The sequence below is a fragment of the Streptomyces sp. NPDC001492 genome, from assembly GCF_053597275.1.
Genome location: NZ_JBSFHW010000001.1, coordinates 279,235 through 296,511, shown reverse-complemented (window position 1 = coordinate 296,511; position 17,277 = coordinate 279,235). Strand labels below are relative to the sequence as shown.

Annotated in this window: 18 protein-coding genes and 1 tRNA gene; 9 read left to right on the top strand and 10 right to left on the bottom strand. The window is 69.9% G+C overall.

From position 1 onward, the window contains the following. Positions 1-107: 107 nt before the first annotated feature. Both ACWC1K_RS01500 and ACWC1K_RS01495 read left to right on the top strand, forming a co-directional pair. Positions 108-782: a Crp/Fnr family transcriptional regulator gene (locus ACWC1K_RS01500; protein WP_115906767.1), complete on the top strand. Its 675-nt coding sequence runs from the start codon at positions 108-110 to the stop codon at positions 780-782. 88 nt (positions 783-870) lie between these two features. Next, entirely contained in the window at positions 871-1,692 is an 822-nt protein-coding gene (locus ACWC1K_RS01495; RefSeq protein ID WP_450827820.1) for a nucleotidyltransferase domain-containing protein, read from the top strand. On the opposite strand, the gene ACWC1K_RS01490 is transcribed toward ACWC1K_RS01495, so the two are convergent. The 4 genes from ACWC1K_RS01490 to ACWC1K_RS01475 all read right to left on the bottom strand — a co-directional run bounded on the left by ACWC1K_RS01490 (position 1,689) and on the right by ACWC1K_RS01475 (position 4,255). Continuing rightward, entirely contained in the window at positions 1,689-2,519 is an 831-nt protein-coding gene (locus tag ACWC1K_RS01490) for an MBL fold metallo-hydrolase (RefSeq protein ID WP_450827818.1), read from the bottom strand. The genes ACWC1K_RS01495 and ACWC1K_RS01490 overlap by 4 nt on opposite strands. A 163-nt stretch (positions 2,520-2,682) precedes the next feature. Continuing rightward, positions 2,683-3,576: an NUDIX hydrolase gene (locus tag ACWC1K_RS01485; RefSeq protein WP_450827816.1), complete on the bottom strand. Its 894-nt coding sequence runs from the start codon at positions 3,574-3,576 to the stop codon at positions 2,683-2,685. A 59-nt stretch (positions 3,577-3,635) separates the two neighbouring features. After that, positions 3,636-4,100 (bottom strand): RidA family protein, encoded by a 465-nt coding sequence (locus ACWC1K_RS01480; RefSeq protein ID WP_450827814.1) that lies wholly within the window; start codon positions 4,098-4,100, stop codon positions 3,636-3,638. Then, positions 4,097-4,255 carry a DUF4177 domain-containing protein gene (locus ACWC1K_RS01475; protein WP_003967454.1) on the bottom strand — a complete coding sequence of 53 codons (159 nt, stop codon included), beginning with the start codon at positions 4,253-4,255 and terminating at the stop codon, positions 4,097-4,099. Before ACWC1K_RS01475 ends, ACWC1K_RS01480 begins: the two co-directional genes overlap by 4 nt. 95 nt (positions 4,256-4,350) lie before the next feature. Here ACWC1K_RS01475 and ACWC1K_RS01470 point away from each other — a divergent pair, with 95 nt between their 5' ends. Together ACWC1K_RS01470 and ACWC1K_RS01465 are read left to right on the top strand one after the other, a co-directional pair. Then, positions 4,351-5,328, top strand: a complete 978-nt coding sequence (locus ACWC1K_RS01470) for an ArsA family ATPase (protein ID WP_351472401.1) — start codon at positions 4,351-4,353, stop codon at positions 5,326-5,328. A 58-nt stretch (positions 5,329-5,386) separates the two neighbouring features. Beyond that, positions 5,387-6,754, top strand: coding sequence for an ArsA family ATPase (locus ACWC1K_RS01465; protein WP_450827812.1), 1,368 nt, complete (start codon positions 5,387-5,389; stop codon positions 6,752-6,754). A 14-nt stretch (positions 6,755-6,768) separates the two neighbouring features. Here ACWC1K_RS01465 and wblA read toward each other — a convergent pair whose 3' ends face one another. Then, on the bottom strand, positions 6,769-7,107 hold the full coding sequence (gene wblA / locus ACWC1K_RS01460; protein WP_185124443.1) for a transcriptional regulator WblA: 339 nt from the start codon (positions 7,105-7,107) through the stop codon (positions 6,769-6,771). 408 nt (positions 7,108-7,515) lie between these two features. Here wblA and ACWC1K_RS01455 point away from each other — a divergent pair, with 408 nt between their 5' ends. Continuing rightward, complete coding sequence (locus ACWC1K_RS01455; RefSeq protein WP_450827810.1) at positions 7,516-9,777, top strand: transglycosylase domain-containing protein; 2,262 nt, start codon at positions 7,516-7,518, stop codon at positions 9,775-9,777. A gap of 66 nt (positions 9,778-9,843) precedes the next feature. Here ACWC1K_RS01455 and ACWC1K_RS01450 read toward each other — a convergent pair whose 3' ends face one another. After that, the gene (locus tag ACWC1K_RS01450) at positions 9,844-10,311 is read right to left on the bottom strand and encodes a GatB/YqeY domain-containing protein (protein WP_450827808.1); all 468 of its coding nucleotides are present in this window, start codon (positions 10,309-10,311) and stop codon (positions 9,844-9,846) included. Positions 10,312-10,430: 119 nt separating this feature from the next. On the opposite strand from ACWC1K_RS01450, the gene ACWC1K_RS01445 reads away from it, so the two are divergent. From ACWC1K_RS01445 to ACWC1K_RS01435, 3 genes are all read left to right on the top strand, one after another. Continuing rightward, entirely contained in the window at positions 10,431-11,357 is a 927-nt protein-coding gene (locus ACWC1K_RS01445; RefSeq protein ID WP_450827806.1) for a metallophosphoesterase, read from the top strand. Positions 11,358-11,411: 54 nt separating this feature from the next. Beyond that, positions 11,412-12,197, top strand: coding sequence for a Pr6Pr family membrane protein (locus ACWC1K_RS01440; protein WP_450827804.1), 786 nt, complete (start codon positions 11,412-11,414; stop codon positions 12,195-12,197). A 42-nt stretch (positions 12,198-12,239) separates the two neighbouring features. After that, a tRNA-Pro gene (locus ACWC1K_RS01435) sits at positions 12,240-12,313 on the top strand. Positions 12,314-12,499: 186 nt separating this feature from the next. Here ACWC1K_RS01435 and ACWC1K_RS01430 read toward each other — a convergent pair. The 4 genes from ACWC1K_RS01430 to ACWC1K_RS01415 form a co-directional block, all read right to left on the bottom strand. Beyond that, positions 12,500-13,558 (bottom strand): hypothetical protein, encoded by a 1,059-nt coding sequence (locus ACWC1K_RS01430; protein WP_450827802.1) that lies wholly within the window; start codon positions 13,556-13,558, stop codon positions 12,500-12,502. 887 nt (positions 13,559-14,445) lie between these two features. Then, entirely contained in the window at positions 14,446-14,928 is a 483-nt protein-coding gene (locus ACWC1K_RS01425; RefSeq protein WP_450827800.1) for a hypothetical protein, read from the bottom strand. Between the two features lie 284 nt (positions 14,929-15,212). Next, positions 15,213-15,770: a SigE family RNA polymerase sigma factor gene (locus ACWC1K_RS01420; protein WP_450827798.1), complete on the bottom strand. Its 558-nt coding sequence runs from the start codon at positions 15,768-15,770 to the stop codon at positions 15,213-15,215. A 31-nt stretch (positions 15,771-15,801) separates the two neighbouring features. After that, complete coding sequence (locus ACWC1K_RS01415; protein ID WP_450827796.1) at positions 15,802-16,449, bottom strand: hypothetical protein; 648 nt, start codon at positions 16,447-16,449, stop codon at positions 15,802-15,804. Positions 16,450-16,964: 515 nt separating this feature from the next. On the opposite strand from ACWC1K_RS01415, the gene ACWC1K_RS01410 reads away from it, so the two are divergent. Further along, positions 16,965-17,138, top strand: a complete 174-nt coding sequence (locus ACWC1K_RS01410) for a hypothetical protein (protein WP_450827794.1) — start codon at positions 16,965-16,967, stop codon at positions 17,136-17,138. The last annotated feature ends 139 nt before the right edge of the window (positions 17,139-17,277 follow it).

The window sequence follows — 17,277 nt, the reverse complement described above, 5'->3', positions numbered from 1 at the left end:
CTTGTGACAGATCACACTGTTTGGACCGTCCGGCAAAATGGGGAACACGGTCCCCTGGTACCAAGGGGGAGCAAGATCCCCTGAGCAGGTCGACAAGGAGAGAACTCGTGGACGACGTTCTGCGGCGGAACCCGCTCTTCGCGGCGCTCGACGACGAGCAGGCCGCGGAGCTCCGCGCCTCCATGAGTGAGGTCACCCTCGCGCGCGGTGACTCGCTCTTCCACGAGGGCGACCCCGGTGACCGGCTGTACGTCGTCACCGAGGGCAAGGTGAAGCTCCACCGCACCTCCCCCGACGGCCGCGAGAACATGCTCGCCGTCGTCGGCCCCAGCGAGCTGATCGGCGAGCTGTCGCTCTTCGACCCGGGCCCGCGCACCGCCACGGCCACCGCCCTGACCGAGGTCAAGCTCCTCGGTCTCGGCCACGGCGATCTGCAGCCCTGGCTGAGCGCCCGCCCCGAGGTGGCCGGCGCCCTGCTGCGCGCCGTCGCCCGCCGACTGCGCAAGACCAACGACGCCATGTCCGACCTGGTCTTCTCCGACGTCCCCGGACGCGTCGCCCGCGCCCTGCTGGACCTCTCGCGCCGCTTCGGCGTGCAGTCCGAGGAGGGCATCCACGTCGTCCACGACCTGACGCAGGAGGAGCTGGCCCAGCTGGTCGGCGCCTCGCGCGAGACGGTCAACAAGGCGCTGGCCGACTTCGCGCAGCGCGGGTGGCTCCGCCTGGAGGCACGGGCCGTGATCCTGCTCGACGTCGAGCGGCTGGCGAAGCGCTCGCGGTGACCGTGGCTGGGGGCTGCCGCCCCCAGACCCCCGCTTCGGCCTGAACGGCCTCGTCCTCGAACGCCGGGCGGGCTGGTGTAGTGACCCCATGTCCGAGAACGCGACCTCCAGAGGCCTCGACGCCCAGGGCTGCATCGAGCGCGAAGGCTCCCTCGCGCGCGTGCCGCACGCCTTCCGGCCCGTCGTGGCCGCCGCGCGCGACGGGCTGCTCGAAGTGTTCGGGGCGCGGCTGGACAGCGCGTACCTCTACGGGTCCGTTCCGCGCGGCAACGCGCGCGTGGGGCGCAGTGATCTGGATCTGCTGGTCGCGCTGCGGGAGGAGCCCACGGACGCGGACCGGGAGGCCACCCGGACACTCGGTGAGGCCCTCGACAAGGAGTTCCCGCAGATCGACGGGGTCGGCACACTGCTGTACGGCCGCTCGCGGCTGCTGAGCGAGCTGGAGACCTACGACCTGGGCTGGTTTGTCGCCTGTCTGTGCACGCCGCTACTCAGTGAGGACCTCGCCGAGTACCTCCCGCGCTACCGCCCCGACTCCCTGCTGGCCCGCGAGACCAACGGGGACCTGGCCCTGCTGCTGCCCCGCTGGCGGCAGCGGATCGCGGCCGCCGAGGACACCGAGGAGGCCCGGCGCCCCCTCGTGCGGTTCATGTCCCGGCATCTCGTCCGCACCGGATTCACGCTCGTGATGCCCCGCTGGAACGGCTGGACCAGCGACCTCGCGGAGATGGCCGAGGTCTTCGGCACGTACTACCCGGAGCGGGCCGAGCAGATGCGCGTGGCGGCCGTCCTCGGGTACCAGCCGAACGGCGATCCCGCAGTACTGCGGTCGTACGTCGACGACCTCGGCCCGTGGCTCGCCGAGGAGTACGCGCGCGTGCACGGCATCAAGGCGCCGCGGCCGGACTAGATGAGCCCGTGCTCCTCCAGGTAGTCCAGCTGCGCCCGCACCGAGAGCTCGGCCGCCGGCCACAGGGAACGGTCCACGTCCGCGTACACGTGCGCGACGACCTCTCGCGGTGTGCGGTAGCCGTCCTCGACCGCCGTCTCGACCTGGGCGAGGCGGTGGGCGCGGTGGGCGAGGTAGAACTCGACGGCTCCCTGGGCGTCCTCCAGGACGGGGCCGTGGCCCGGCAGCACCGTGTGGACGCCGTCGTCGACCGTCAGCGACCGCAGCCGCCGCAGCGAGTCCAGATAGTCGCCCAGACGGCCGTCGGGGTGCGCGACGACGGTCGTACCGCGGCCCAGGACGGTGTCGCCCGTCAGGACGGCCCGGTCGGCCGGGAGATGGAAGCAGAGGGAGTCCGAGGTGTGACCGGGGGTCGGCACCACCCTCAGCTCCAGGCCGCCGACCGTGACCACGTTCCCGGCGCCGAGCCCCTCGTCGCCCAGCCGCAGCGCCGGGTCCAGGGCCCGCACCTTCGTGCCGGTCAGCCCGGCGAAGCGGGCGGCGCCCTCCGCGTGGTCCGGGTGGCCGTGGGTCAGCAGGGTCAGGGCGATGCGCTTGCCGGCCTTCTCGGCGGTGTCCACGACGTTGCGCAGGTGGCCGTCGTCGAGGGGGCCGGGGTCGACGACGACGGCCAGGTCGGAGTCGGGCTCGGAGACGATCCAGGTGTTCGTGCCGTCCAGGGTCATCGCCGAGGCATTCGGGGCCAGGACGTTGACGGCCCGGGCGGTGGCAGGGCCGGTGAGAACCCCGCCCCGCGGCTGGCCGGGAAGGGCTGCTGCGTCGGTCATACGGTGGTCTCTTCCGTCGGCGTCGTCGGTCCGTCAGGTCGTCGGCCGCACCCCGGCGCAGCACCCCGCCGCGCCCGATCCGCCCCTCCCACCGCCTGCCCGCGCCCCGGAGCCAGGAACACACCAGGAACCCGGCCCCCGCCCGGAAGGGCTGCTGTGTCCGTCATGTGGAGGCTCCACCGGTGGGAAGGTCGGTCGGACGGGCGGTCGGGATGTGCTTCGTGAACTCGTCGTGGCCCGGCCAGGACAGCACGATCTCGCCGTCCTTCAGCCGTGCCCGCGCGAGGACGGGCGTGAGGTCGCGGTCGGGGGCCGCGGCGACTGCGTCGGCGGCCGTGGCGCAGGAGGCCAGCTGGCGCAGGGTCGCGATGGTGGGCGGCATCATCGTCAGCTCGCCCTTGTCGTACGAGGCTGCCGCGTCCGCGGGGCGGATCCACACCGTGCGGTCGGCCTCCGTGGAGGCGTTGCGGGTGCGCTGGCCGTGCGGGAGGGCGGCCACGAAGAACCAGGTGTCGTAGCGCCGGGACTCGAACTCCGGGGTGATCCAGCGGGTCCAGGCACCGAGCAGATCCGAGCGCAGGACCAGGCCGCGGCGGTCCAGGAACTCGGCGAAGGAGTACTCGCGGGCGGCCACGGCCGCACGGTCGGCCTCCCAGTCCTCGCCCGTGGTGTCATCGACCACGGAGTCCGCGGACGGTCCGGCGAGCAGGACGCCCGCCTCCTCGTACGTCTCGCGCACGGCCGCGCAGACGATCGCCTGGGCCGCCCTCTCGTCGACGCCGAGCCGCGTCGCCCACCACGCGCGCGTGGGGCCCGCCCAGCGGACGTGGTGCTCGTCGTCGCGGGGGTCGACGCCGCCGCCCGGATATGCGTACGCGCCTCCGGCGAAGGCCATGGAGGCGCGTCTGCGCAGCATGTGCACGGCGGGCCCGCGGTCGGTGTCCTTCAGGAGCATGACGGTGGCCGCGCGCTTCGGGACGACCGGGGTGAGCGTGCCGTCCGCGAGCCCGCGGATGCGTTCCGGCCAGTCCTGCGGGAACCACTGCCCATTCGCCATGGGCGGAGGCTATCCCGTGGTGCGCGAATGTTCGAGAGGTCCCCGAGGTCAGAGCGCCGCTACGGGACGAGCTCGACCTGGATCTCGACCTCGACCGGTGCGTCCAGCGGCAGCACCGCCACACCGACCGCGCTGCGCGCGTGCACGCCCTTGTCGCCGAGAACCTCGCCGAGCAGTTCGCTGGCACCGTTGACCACGCCGGGCTGCCCGGTGAAGTCCGAGGCCGAGGCGACGAAGCCCACGACCTTCACCACGCGCGCGATGCGGTCCAGGTCACCGGTGACGGACTTCACGGCGGCCAGGGCGTTCAGCGCGCAGGTGCGGGCGAGCTCCTTGGCCTCCTCGGGCGTGACCTCCGCGCCGACCTTGCCGGTGACGGGCAGCTTGCCCTCCACCATCGGGAGCTGTCCGGCCGTGTACACGTAGGCGCCGGAGAGCACGGCCGGCTGGTACGCGGCCAGCGGCGGTACGACCTCGGGCAGGGTCAGACCGAGCTCGGCCAGCTTCGCCTCGACGGCGCTCATGCCTTCTCCCGCTTCAGGTAGGCCACCAGCTGCTCGGGGTTGTTCGGCCCGGGCACGACCTGGACGAGCTCCCAGCCGTCCTCGCCCCAGGTGTCCAGAATCTGCTTCGTTGCGTGGACGAGCAGTGGCACAGTCGCGTATTCCCACTTGGTCATGTGGCCGACTTTAGCCGCTGCCCGCCCACCGCCCGCTGTCGCGTTGTCCACAGGCCGACGCGTGGTCGGCACACAGACTGGTTAGGCTCGAAGACGTGAGCAGGCTCCAGGTCGTCAGCGGCAAGGGCGGGACCGGAAAGACCACGGTCGCCGCCGCTCTCGCGCTGGCCCTCGCGACCGAGGGGAAGCGGACGCTTCTCGTCGAGGTCGAGGGGCGCCAGGGCATCGCGCAGCTCTTCGAGACGGAAGCGCTGCCCTACGAGGAGCGGAAGATCGCCGTCGCTCCGGGGGGCGGGGAGGTGTATGCCCTCGCCATCGACCCCGAACTGGCCCTTCTGGACTACCTCCAGATGTTCTACAAGCTGGGGGGCGCCGGCAGAGCCCTGAAGAAGCTCGGTGCGATCGACTTCGCCACCACCATCGCGCCGGGCCTCAGGGACGTGCTCCTGACCGGCAAGGCGTGCGAGGCGGTGCGGCGCAAGGACAAGGCCGGGCGGTTCGCCTACGACTACGTCGTCATGGACGCGCCGCCCACCGGCCGCATCACCCGCTTCCTGAATGTGAACGACGAGGTGGCGGGCCTCGCCAAGATCGGCCCGATACACAATCAGGCGCAGGCCGTGATGCGGGTGCTGAAGTCCCCGGAGACGGCCGTGCACCTGGTGACGCTGCTGGAGGAGATGCCCGTCCAGGAGACCGCGGACGGGATCGCCGAACTGCGCGCCGCGAGGCTGCCGGTGGGCCGGGTCATCGTGAACATGGTGCGGCCCGAGGTGTTGGACGCGGAGGATCTGGAACTCGTACGCAGCGTGCCGCGTTCTTCTGTTGCCAGGTCGCTGTCGGCGGCAGGACTGGGCGGTGCGCGCCGCGGCGGGAACGCGGAGAAGCTGGTGGACCCGCTGCTGCAGCAGGCCGACGAGTACGCCGAGCGGTATGCGCTGGAGCACGAGCAGCGGGCGGTGCTGGCCGAGCAGGGCCTGCCGCTGCACGAACTGCCGCTGCTCGCCGAGGGCATGGACCTGGCGGGGCTGTACGAGCTGGCCACCGAGCTGCGGGAGCAGGGCCTGTCATGAGCCGGGGCACGCGGAGCACGAGCCGTCAGCAGCACAAGCAGCAGAAGCAGGGGATGTCATGAGTCCGGAGCCGTCCCACACACAGGACACCGCCCGTCACCACCTGACCCCCGCGCGGGTGCTGGACGTCGACCCGCTGCTCGACGATCCCCAGACGCGGATCGTGGTGTGCTGCGGCTCGGGCGGGGTGGGAAAGACCACGACCGCGGCCGCTCTCGGCCTCAGGGCCGCCGAGCGCGGGCGGAAGGTGGTCGTGCTGACCATCGACCCGGCGCGCCGGCTCGCCCAGTCCATGGGCATCGACTCGCTGGACAACACCCCGCGCCGGGTGAAGGGCGTCGACGGCGACGGTGAACTGCACGCCATGATGCTCGACATGAAGCGCACCTTCGACGAGATCGTCGAGGCGCACGCGGACGGCGAGCGGGCCGCCGCGATCCTGAACAACCCCTTCTACCAGTCGCTCTCTGCGGGCTTCGCGGGCACGCAGGAGTACATGGCGATGGAGAAGCTGGGGCAGCTGCGCGCGCGGGACGAGTGGGACCTGATCGTCGTCGACACCCCGCCCTCGCGCTCGGCGCTGGACTTCCTGGACGCGCCCAAGCGGCTCGGCTCGTTCCTGGACGGCCGGCTGATCCGGCTGCTGACCGCCCCGGCCAAGCTGGGCGGGCGGGCGGGCATGAAGTTCCTGAACGTCGGGATGTCGATGATGACCGGCACGCTCGGCAAGCTGCTGGGCGGTCAACTCCTCAAGGACGTCCAGACGTTCGTGGCCGCGATGGACACGACCTTCGGCGGGTTCCGCACCCGCGCCGATGCGACATACCGGCTGCTGCAGGCCCCCGGGACGGCGTTCCTCGTGGTGGCGGCCCCGGAGCGGGACGCACTGCGGGAGGCCGCGTACTTCGTGGAGCGGCTGGCGGCCGAGGACATGCCGCTGGCCGGTCTGGTGCTCAACCGCGTCCACGGCAGCGGCGCCGCCCGGCTGTCGGCCGAGCGTGCGCTCGCCGCCGCGGAAAATCTTGTGGAGCCCCGCATTGTCGATCAGGACGGCGGGAAAGCTGGACTTCGTAACTCTCCCGACACGTACGGCAGTTCAGGCTCCCCCGCTTCCGAATCCCCTGCCGACGGGTCCGCCGAGCCTCTCGCGTCCGAGAACCACTCCCCCGGTCCGGACCACGAGGACGAGGGTGAACAGAGCGTCGAGCGGCTCACCGCCGGCCTGCTCCGGTTGCACGCCGAACGTATGCAGCTGCTCTCCCGCGAGCAGCGCACACGCGACCGCTTCACGGCGCTGCACCCCGAGGTGGCGGTGGCCGAAGTGGCCGCGCTGCCCGGCGATGTGCACGACCTCGCAGGGCTCAGGGACATCGGGGACCGGCTCGCGGCCAACCGGCCGGAGCTGCCCGAGGCTGCCGTCGAGTGAGCCGAGGGGTGCCCTCAGCTCACCGCCGCGTAGTTCTCGTACACCTCGTCGTCGTCGAGCGGCAGGATCCCCACGCCGCGTTCGTACTCCAGACGAGCCGTCTCAAGAAGCCGGCGCCAGGAGGTGACGGTGGGTCGCCTGCGCAGCAGTGCGCGGCGCTCCCGCTCCGTCATGCCTCCCCACACGCCGAACTCGACGCGGTTGTCGAGCGCGTCAGCCAGGCACTCCGTGCGTACCGGACATCCGGTGCACACCGCCTTGGCCCTGTTCTGCGCTGCTCCCTGAACGAACAGTTCATCCGGATCGGTAGTGCGGCAGGCGGCCTGCGCACTCCAGTCGGTTACCCAGCCCATACCGGCGCCGTCCTCTCCCGAATCGAGGCTCCCCCACGGCGGCAGCGGCATATTCACCGCCGCCAGTTGAGGACGTTACGGAAGGTGGGCACAGCGCAACACCCCCTTCGGGCCCAATCTTGAATGGCCCGAACGGACTATGCGTAAGCGGCAGATCACCCGGGGGAGTGAGCTGGCGACATAGGTGACCTTCCCCGCAAAACGGGACAGTTCAGTTGAGTCACAACGGACGCCAGGTGACACACAAGGCGGATTCGGACACGCCCCCACCAAAAAAGTTGGGGAACCTCCGGAACGATTCGGGGTCGCCGGACGTATTGATACGTGGCTCTACTGCTGTGACAGTTGAGAGCAGCTTAGGCCAAGGCATATACGCGTGTCCGGCGAATGAGAACGTAGGCTGCCCTCATGCCAAAGAAGCGCTCGGGCGGTGGCCTGTCCCCCACGCAGCAGGCCGCCAAGTTCCTCGGTGTCAGTGTGCTCGCGGGGGCCGTCCTGGCCGGTATCGCGCTGCCTGCCTTCGGCGCGCTGGGACTTGCCGCCAAGGGTTCGGTGGAGAGTTTCGACGAGCTGCCCGCCAACCTCAAGACGCCGCCCCTGAGCCAGCGCACCACGATCCTCGACGCCGACGGCGGCCAGATCGCCACGGTCTACTCGCGCGACCGCACGGTGGTCGGCCTCAAGGACATCTCGCCGTACATGCAAAAGGCGATCGTCGCGATCGAGGACTCGCGCTACTACCAGCACGGCGCGGTCGACCTGAAGGGCATCCTGCGCGCGCTGAACAAGAACGTGCAGAGCAGCGGGGTCGCCCAGGGCGCCTCCACGCTCACCCAGCAGTACGTGAAGAACGTCTTCGTGGAGGAGGCGGGCGACGACCCGACGAAGGTCGCGCAGGCCACCCAGCAGACCCTCGGCCGCAAGATAAAGGAGCTGAAGTACGCGATCCAGGTGGAGGAGGAGCTCGGCAAGAAGAAGATCCTCGAGAACTACCTGAACATCACGTTCTTCGGTGAGCAGGCCTACGGCGTCGAGGCCGCGGCCCAGCGCTACTTCTCCAAGCACGCCAAGGACCTGAACGTGCAGGAGGCCGCGCTGCTGGCCGGCATCGTCCAGTCGCCCAGCCGGTACGACCCGGTCAACGACTCGACGGAGGCCACCAGGCGCCGCAACGTCGTCCTGCAGCGCATGGCCGACATGGGCGACATCTCGCAGGCGGAGGCCGACAAGGCCAAGAAGACGCCGCTGGGCCTCAACCCCAGCCAGCCGAAGAACGGCTGCATCACCGCGGTCAGGGGCGCCGGCTTCTACTGCGACTACGTCCGCGAGGTGTTCCTCACCAACCCGATGTTCGGCAAGACCAAGGAGGCCCGGGCGAAGGTCTGGAACCAGGGCGGTCTGACGATCCGTACGACGCTCGACCCGCAGGCCCAGTCCTCGGTCCAGGCGTCCATCAAGGAGCACGTCTACAAGACCGACGACGTGGCCACCGCCGCCACCATCGTCGAGCCCGGCACCGGCAAGATCCTCGCCATGGGCCAGTCCCGCCCGTACGGCTTCGGCAAGCACGAGACGCAGATCGACCTGTCGGTGAACCAGGACATGGGCGGCGGCGCGGGCTACCAGCCCGGTTCGACGTTCAAGCCGATCGTGGCCGCGGCCGCCATAGAGGGCGGCACGCCGGCGACACAGACGTACTCCTCGCCGTACGAGATGGACTACCCGGCCCCGGTCCAGGCCTGCGACGGCAGGACCTGGGACGAGAAGGGCGTCAAGCTCACCAACGAGAACATCGAGGAGCACGGCCCGTACTCGATGAAGGAGGCGACCGCCAAGTCGGTCAACACCTACTACGTGCAGCTGATCAGCGACATCGGCATCTGCCCGGTGACGACGATGGCGCAGAAGATGGGCGTCGAGCGGGCCGACGGCAAGAAGATCCAGCAGGCCCCGTCCATCGCGCTCGGCACGCAGGAGATGTCGCCGCTGACGATGGCGAACGCGTACGCCACCTTCGCCTCCCGGGGCATGTACTGCACGCCGGTCGCCATCGAGTCCATCACCCAGACCGTCGGCAGCCAGAAGAAGTCCCTCGCGGTGCCGAAGACGACCTGCACGCGCGCGATGTCGCAGAAGACCGCCGACACCGTGACCACCCTCCTCAAGGGCGTGGTCGAGGACGGTACGGGCCAGGAGGCGGGCCTCGACAACCGCCCGAGCGCCGGCAAGACCGGTACGACGGACAACCGGTACGCGGCCTGGTTCGTGGGCTTCACCCCGAACATGGCGGGCGCGGTCTGGGTCGGCGACCCGACCCACAAGCGCCAGATGAAGAACATCAGCATCGGCGGCGTCTGGAACGAGAAGGTCTACGGCGGCAAGGTCCCCGGCCCGATCTGGCGCGACATGATGACCGGCGCCCTGGACGGCACGCCGGTGGAGGACTTCAACCTCGTCAACATCCCCGACGGCAACAAGGGCAAGGGGAAGGGCCACGACGACGGGCACAACGGTGACAACGGCGGCACCACGGACGGCGGCCTCATCGGCGGCCTGACCGGCGGCGCCACGGACGGGGGCACCACCTTCCCGACGCCCACCTACTCCTTCCCTGACAACCTGTTCCAGGGCCAGAGCAACGGCAACGGCAACGGGGGGCGGCACGGCTGACGCTCAGGCCCGGGCCATGACGGCCCGGGCCTGACACGCGTTTCCCGGCGGTGTGTCCCGCGCCGCTCAGCCCGCGAGCAGCTTCTTCACCGCGGCGGCGACCCGGCCGCCCTCGGCCAGGCCCGCGACCTTCGGGTTCACGATCTTCATGACGGCGCCCATGGCACGCGGGCCCTCGGCGCCGGCGGCCCTGGCCTCGCCGACCGCCTGGGCGACGATGTCGTCCAGCTCCTCGTCGCTGAGCTGCTTGGGCAGGTACTCGGCGAGCACCTCGCCCTCCGCCTTCTCCCGCTCGGCGCTCTCGGCCCGGCCACCCTGCGCGAAGGCCTCGGCCGCCTCCCGGCGCTTCTTCGCCTCCTTGGTGATCACCTTGAGCACCTCGTCGTCGGAGAGCTCGCGCTTCTCCTTGCCCGCGACCTCCTCCTTGGTGATCGCGGTGAGCGTCAGCCGGAGCGTCGAGGAGCGGAGCTCGTTGCGCTCCTTGATCGCGGCGTTGAGGTCTTCCTGCAGCTTCGACTTGAGCGTGGTGGTCATGGATCCGATTGTCGCAGGTGCGCAACGTCCGACGCCCGTTCATTTAAAGGGCGGTGAGGCTCGGGCCTCCCAGGGGCAGCGCGGCTCGAGGGGTCCCGCGGGTCTGACACGATGGACGTATGCGCGCTCGATACGGAGTACCTCTGGGGATCGCGGCGGCCGGTGCCGCCGGTGTGGTGTACGCGGCGGGATTCGAGGCCCGCTCCTTCCGGCTGCGACGGGTCACGGTTCCCGTCCTGCCCGCCGGCATGCGTCCCCTGCGGGTTCTCCAGGTCTCCGACATCCACATGGTCGGCGGCCAGCGCAAGAAGCAGCGCTGGCTGCGTTCGCTGGCGGGCCTGCGCCCCGACCTGGTGATCAACACGGGCGACAACCTGTCCGACCCGGAGGGCGTGCCCGAGGTCCTGGACGCCCTCGGCCCCCTGATGGACTTCCCGGGCGCGTATGTCTTCGGCTCCAACGACTACTACGGCCCCAGGCCCCGCAACCCCGCCCGCTACCTGCTGGAGAAGGTCCAGGGCCGCCACGGTCTCAACGGCAACCCTCCGGTGGTCGGCGCGATCCACAACCCGTGGGAGGACCTGCGGGACGGTTTCGACGCGGCGGGCTGGCTGAATCTCACCAACACGCGCGGCACCCTGAAGATCGAGGGCGTCACCCTGGAGCTGACGGGCCTGGACGACCCGCACATCAAGCGCGACCGCTACACACAGGTCTCCGGCGGCCCGTCCGCCACCGCGGACTTCTCGATGGGCGTCGTGCACGCCCCGTACCTGCGGGTACTGGACGCCTTCGCGGCGGACGACTACCCCCTGATCCTGGCCGGCCACACCCACGGCGGCCAACTCTGCATCCCCTTCTACGGCGCCCTGGTCACCAACTGCGACCTGGACCCGGCGCGGGTGAAGGGCCTGTCCACGCATACGGCGGAAGGCCGTACGTCCTATCTGCACGTCTCCGCGGGCTGCGGCACCAACCGCTACACGCCGGTACGGTTCGCCTGCCCGCCGGAGGCGACTCTGCTGACGCTGGCGCCCAGGGAGTAACCCGGTCGCCTCACCCACATCGCGGCATATGCCCCCTTTGCCTAGCTTGGGGGCATGACCGCACCCATACCCAGGGACATACCGGACCTCCCGGCACTGCCCGGCGGGTCCCTGTTTACGCGCTCCTACGTCCCCGCCTCCGCGGTGCTGGCCCCGGTACACCGCCCCCTCGCCGCCGTGTACCGCCTGCTGGTCGCCCTGGCGGCAGCGGCGGCCGTGACGATCGAACTGCTCCTCGGCAGCCCGGTCCACGTCCTGAGCTACTTCGCGATCCAGAGCAACATCCTGCTGGCCCTGGTCTTCACGCTCGCAGCCCGCCGCGCCTGGACGGCCCGCCGCCCGCTCCCCTCCGCCCTGACGGGTGCGACGCTGCTGTACATCACCATCACGGGGCTGGTGTACCACCTGCTCCTGAAAGGGGCCTCGCCCCCGTTCTCCATGACGGGCGGCACCACGCCCCCGGCCGGCCTGCAGTGGATCAGCAACCAGATCCTGCACACCGCCGTCCCCGCCGCCGCATTGCTGGACTGGCTGCTCCTGACGACCCCCGGCCGCCTCCACCTCCGCCAGGCTCCGACGTGGCTGCTCTACCCCCTGGCCTACCTGGCGTTCTCCCTCGGCCGGGGCGAACTGATCATCCCCGGCGCACCCGGCCGCTATCTCTACCCGTTCCTGGACGTCGGCCTGCACGGCTACAAGAGCGTCCTCGGCAACGCCCTCCTCCTCGGCCTCACCTTCTACGGCCTCGCCGTCCTCATGGTCGCCCTCGACCACATCCGCCCGAACCCCGTCCGCCACCGCGCGAAAACCGGATTTCGTCTCCAGCCACCAGTGGGCTAAAGTAAACGACGTCGCCGCGACAAGCAGGACATGCGACGACATCGGGGTGTAGCGCAGCTTGGCAGCGCGCTTCGTTCGGGACGAAGAGGTCGTGGGTTCAAATCCCGCCACCCCGACAGTGAAGTACCAGGTCAGGGGCCTGATCCGCAGTGCGGGTCAGGCCCCTGAGTGGTTTCTGAGTTCTCCTGGGAGAAACCTGGGAGAAGATCTTGAAATTCTCCCCCTCTCAGCGCGAGACAGGATGGCTCTCCGACGCTCCGCGGGGCGACGGGTGCCATTCGGAAACGTGCCGACAGCGTCGATCAGAGGCGGAACCGGTGGGGGCCCTGGCGGCCGGATAGACGCCGCCCTGGGACGTCGCTGCGCTTCAGGTGGGCCACGCGGGGTGTGTCGGTCTCCTCCTCGCAGGAAACCCCGGACTCTGCCAGGGCAGAGTGCACTTGTGGTTCGTGTGACACCGTTTCGCCGGCGTCTACGAGGTCGTCTAGGACAGCGAGCGCGGAGCGGAGTCCTGGGCCCTCCGGTGGCTCCGGCTCGTCATCGGGCGAGGGCGGCGAGGGCTCTGGAGGTGCCGGCCCGAGACCGCGTTCCTCGCGGTCCGAGGTGCGACGTTGATACTGCGCCCTCGGCGGACGAGGATGCTCTAGCGGCATTGGCGCTCGCCACGGTTCCATCGACTCTTGCGACAGTTGGGCGCTGGGTGTCGACTCGGGCGTATCTGCGGGCTGGGCAAGTGTCGGCGTGTGGAGAAGTTCCTCGGCTCCCGCACAGTGCCGCAGGGAGTCGGTCAGCTCATGAAGGCGGCTGACATTGATGTTGTGCAGGGCCTCACCGGTGATACGGGTCGCGTCATTGAGGAACGTCAGGAAAGTGGGGTGCAGGATGTACTTGCCCACGTGGACCGCATTTTCCAGCGCCTTGTCCCCGTCAGCCAGGTCGGTGACGAGGGTGGCGGTCCAACCCTCAGGCGAGGAATCCGGGAGCATCAGCCGCCCGAGGACGTCGAATGCGTCCTTCATCAGGCTCTCTCCGGAGTGCGGTAGTTCGGCGTGTCCCCGCACGCCGAGTAGCCCCAGATCCGCCTCCGCCCAACTATGCGCTCGCACGTGTACGGCGAGCGCGAGGGCCGTACGGACGAATTCCTCCTGCGCCTCGACTCCGACCGGCGGGTCATCGGGCATGTCGGGCCCCAGCATCTCCTGAGTCCGCCCTGCCAACTTGCCGAGAGCCCATGTACGCCGGGCCTCGTCTGGTGGGGTCTTCCTCAGCTCACGGGCCGCATCCCGCGCCGCCCTGAGCACGCCACGCGCCAACCGGTCCAGTTCCTCGGCGCTGCGGCCCGTCCGGTCCTCACCATCCATGCTCTCCCCCTACCCAGCCAGTCCGACGGTATGAGTAAGAAATGCCGGTAAGCCCACGATGCCCGACCCGGTGTCGTTGTTCCACACGTAGTACCGAAAGCGGCAGCCAGAAAGGCCGGTTGCGTACCCAGGCCCGTGCAGTCCAGCGCGATCCACCATCTCGATGTCACGCCTCCTGACGCGCTCGCAGACGCTGCTGCAAGAGGGCGTTGAGCACAGCGACCGGGGCCGTCGGGCATGACCAGCCGGGCATCCAGGGATGCTTCCCACTCGACCGTGAGGTGCGGTCCAGCAACCACAGCTGCCGTCCCCGACCGGCAACATCCCCCCGAGGCTTCGGAACGACGGCCATGACCGTCAACGCCCGATCGGCATAGAGCTATAGAGCTACGGATCAGAGGGCTACTGACATCCATGGCTGACATCGACGACGTCGCACGAAGGAGTACGCAAGCGACTCTGTCCAGCCGTCACAACAGCCGACGACAGCGGTCGGAACGAGCTCCGATCGAACTTGGGAGGCGCAGGTCGCGGGCGTGGGCGGAGCCCGCTGTAAATCTGCCGGCTCAGCCTTCCCAGGTTCGGATCCTGGCGCCGCTACACGGGCCCCTCGTCGTGCTCATGGTCGATCAGGTGGACTGCCTTGCGCCGTCTCATGGTCGAGCGCCCCGTCTCGATGTGTGTGGACGGAGCGTTGACGGGATTTCCGGCCCGCCGCCCGGTGTGCCGCAGGCGGGCTGGGGTCTTGGCGTTCACCACCGGCACCGTCCAACCCCTGGTCGACGCCGCTGTGCGGGCCTCCGTAGCGGGCGTGGGTCCTCGCGCGCCTCCTCGTGCAGCGGCGTCACTCGCTGGAATGCAGCTTTTCAGCTGTCGGCAGTGGCTGGTCAGTGCCAATTGGTGTCGTGGGTGAGTCGCTTGTCGTGGGTGTCGTACTGGTCGACTGCGGTGATGGTCTGTCCGTTGGGGATGGGTGCGGCCCAGGCGCGGTAGGTGGTGCCGGGGACGGTGACGGTGGTGGCTTTGAGCTGGGTGCCGTCGGAGAGGGAGATCACGCCGTAGGCGACGTCGGCTTCGGGGTTGGAGACCATGAGCCGGCTGCCCCTGAGGCCTTTGTCGTGCAGGCTCCACAGGCCCATTCCGACTGAGGCGTGGGGGTCCTGTGTGCCGGTGACGGGCTGGCAGTCGGCCCAGGGGCCGCCTTGGTGGTCGATGCGGACGCCGCCGATGTACATGCGCTGGCACAGCAAGGATGTGGCCTGTGTTCTTGTTCCGTCGGGGAGTGTGGGCAGGGTGTAGCCCTTGGGCAGTGTCCGGTGGAACTCCAGCGCCACCGACCAGCGGTGCCCGTCTGTCGTTCCTTCGGCCACCCGGGCACGGACCGTACCGGGAGTCGGGGTGCGGGGTGAGCTCGCGACGGGCGAGGGCCGGCGCGCGGGTGCGACTTCACCAGGCGGTGGCTTCAGGAACGCAGCCATCAGCCCGAGGCCCAGGACGCAGGCGGCACTCAGCACGGCAGCCGCGGCACGGCGTCGGGTTCTGCGGGCCCGCGCTGCCGTCAGGATCTGGCCGACGGGGGCCTGGGACGAGGGGTAGGCCTCGCGTGACCGGGCGAAGGCCGCGCGTGCCCAGTCTTCTTGGCCGTGGTCTGGAATCATCGTGCCTCTGCGGGGCGGCTGTGCGGGTAGTTGCAGGCGAGGGTCGACCGGCTGCGCAGCTTGGCCAGGGCTCGGGACGCCTGGCTCTTCACGGTGCCGACCGAGCAGCCGAGGACGTCTGCCACTTCCTCGACGGACAGATCCTCGCAGTAGCGCAGCACCACGACCGCTCGCTGCCGCTCGGGCAGGTCGGCGAGTTCGCGGGCCAGAGTGTCGTACACGTCCACGCCTCCGGCACCGGCCCCCTCGTCGTGGACGGGGCCGGTGTCGGGTAGCGATGGGAGAAGGAGGTGGGTGATCCTGCGGCGGCGGTGCCGGCTGCGGTTGGTGTTGACCAGTGCGCGGCGAACGTAGTGTTCGGCGCCCTCCGGTTCCAGCCGCTGCCAGTGCGGGTACACCTTCGCCAGCGTCGTCTGCACCAGGTCTTCCGCTTCGTGGAAGTCGCCGGTGAGCAGGTACGCGGTGTGGGTCAGGGCCCGCCAACGGGCGGTGACGAACCGGGTGAACTCCGAGTCCGGTCCGCTGTCCGCGGCCTTGCGGTCAGTTGGCTGCACAGCAGGAGGTGCCCGTCCTTCGTCTGACTGGTCAGCGCCAGTTGGTGTCGTGGGTGAGTCGGTTGTCGTGGGTGTCGTACTGGTCGACTGCGGTGATGGTCTGTCCGTTGGGGATGGGTGCGGCCCAGGCGCGGTAGGTGGTGCCGGGGACGGTGACGGTGGTGGCTTTGACGTGGGTGCCGTCGGAGAGGGAGAGGACACCGTAGGCGACGTCGGCTTCGGGGTTGGAGACCATGAGCCGGCTGCCGCTGAGGCCCTTGTCGTGCAGGCCCCACAGGCCCATCTCGCCTGAGGCGTGGGGGTCCTGCGTGCCGGTGACGGGCTGGCAGTCGGCCCAGGGGCCGCCTTGGTGGTCGATGCGGACGCCGCCGATGTACATGCGCTGGCACAGCAGGGATGTGCCCTGTGCCGAGGATCCGTCGGGAAGTCTGGGCAGGGTGTAGCCCTTGGGCAGTGTCCGGTGGAACTCCAGCGCCACCGACCAGCGGTGGCCGTCCACTCGCCCGCTGCCGATCACCTGCGTGACCACCTGCGGCACCTGCCGGTGAGCGGAAGCAGGCCGCTTGGCAACGACGGATGCGGGTGCTGACGCCGGGTGTGCCGCCGGGCCCGACGCCGCCTCGCTCGCGGAGGCACCGAACGAGATCCCTCCGAGCGCGGCGACTGCGACGGCCGCCATGGCTGCCTTCCTGGCAAAACTGAGAGCCACGGAGCATTTCTCCTTCAAAGCTGCCGCCCGGCGCCACGCCGGGCGGTCCTCGACGGCCGGCGCGCTGGGCCCGCGTGCCGACCTGCGGCAACCACCGGGAGCGGTGGCCGCTGCTTGGACGTCCACCCGTAGGTACTCCCAAACACTCACAGCGGGTTGCACGCCGCGCGACATCGCTTCGCGGCATCCCCGCTCGCCAGTGCCTGGGACCCATCGGGTGCCAGGGCCGGCCAGGGAAGCAGCCTTGCGGTCGCCTGCCGGGCGGTGGGGCATCCATGGGGCGTCCGGCCGCCGTGCCGCCGTATGGCCAGGCCATGCGCACTCTGCCGAGCGGTCTGTAAATCTGCCGGGGACCGTGCAACGGAGCCGCACTTGGGCCGTGTCCGCGCCGAACGCTCTGGCCAGGATTTCGGCGGTTCGCTGGATCTTCTGGCGGGGAGGGCGCAAGGGCCACCGGACGGACTGGCGGCTTTGGAGGGGTGAGCGTGCCCACCAAGAGCGTGTGGGGCGACTACGCGGAGAGCAGGGCCGACCGGGCTTCCGAACGCACGGGCGAGGAGAGCCAGACCGACGCCATCGGAGAGGGCTTGGCAGCTGTCGCTTACGCTCTGCTCGACGTCGCCGCCCCGATCCGCGAGCACACCGAGGCGCAGCAGTAAAGCGGCGGCGGTCGTCTTCGTACCGACCACCGACAACCGGTAGGCGAACGGCCGCCGGAGCCCTGGTCACCCGCAGTCCACCCGGCGGCGTGCCCACCTCTCGGCCCGGGACCGGGTGTCGTTCAAATCCCGCCACTCC

Excerpts from the sequence above, each read along its gene's own strand:
- ACWC1K_RS01495 (WP_450827820.1), top strand. The coding sequence starts at position 871 with ATGTCCGAGAACGCGACCTCCAGAGGCCTCGACGCCCAGGGCTGCATC.
- ACWC1K_RS01490 (WP_450827818.1), bottom strand. The coding sequence starts at position 2,519 with ATGACCGACGCAGCAGCCCTTCCCGGCCAGCCGCGGGGCGGGGTTCTC.
- ACWC1K_RS01485 (WP_450827816.1), bottom strand. The coding sequence starts at position 3,576 with ATGGCGAATGGGCAGTGGTTCCCGCAGGACTGGCCGGAACGCATCCGC.
- ACWC1K_RS01480 (WP_450827814.1), bottom strand. The coding sequence starts at position 4,100 with ATGAGCGCCGTCGAGGCGAAGCTGGCCGAGCTCGGTCTGACCCTGCCC.
- ACWC1K_RS01475 (WP_003967454.1), bottom strand. The coding sequence starts at position 4,255 with ATGACCAAGTGGGAATACGCGACTGTGCCACTGCTCGTCCACGCAACG.
- ACWC1K_RS01465 (WP_450827812.1), top strand. The coding sequence starts at position 5,387 with ATGAGTCCGGAGCCGTCCCACACACAGGACACCGCCCGTCACCACCTG.
- wblA (WP_185124443.1), bottom strand. The coding sequence starts at position 7,107 with ATGGGCTGGGTAACCGACTGGAGTGCGCAGGCCGCCTGCCGCACTACC.
- ACWC1K_RS01455 (WP_450827810.1), top strand. The coding sequence starts at position 7,516 with ATGCCAAAGAAGCGCTCGGGCGGTGGCCTGTCCCCCACGCAGCAGGCC.
- ACWC1K_RS01450 (WP_450827808.1), bottom strand. The coding sequence starts at position 10,311 with ATGACCACCACGCTCAAGTCGAAGCTGCAGGAAGACCTCAACGCCGCG.
- ACWC1K_RS01445 (WP_450827806.1), top strand. The coding sequence starts at position 10,431 with ATGCGCGCTCGATACGGAGTACCTCTGGGGATCGCGGCGGCCGGTGCC.
- ACWC1K_RS01440 (WP_450827804.1), top strand. The coding sequence starts at position 11,412 with ATGACCGCACCCATACCCAGGGACATACCGGACCTCCCGGCACTGCCC.
- ACWC1K_RS01430 (WP_450827802.1), bottom strand. The coding sequence starts at position 13,558 with ATGGATGGTGAGGACCGGACGGGCCGCAGCGCCGAGGAACTGGACCGG.
- ACWC1K_RS01415 (WP_450827796.1), bottom strand. The coding sequence starts at position 16,449 with ATGGCGGCCGTCGCAGTCGCCGCGCTCGGAGGGATCTCGTTCGGTGCC.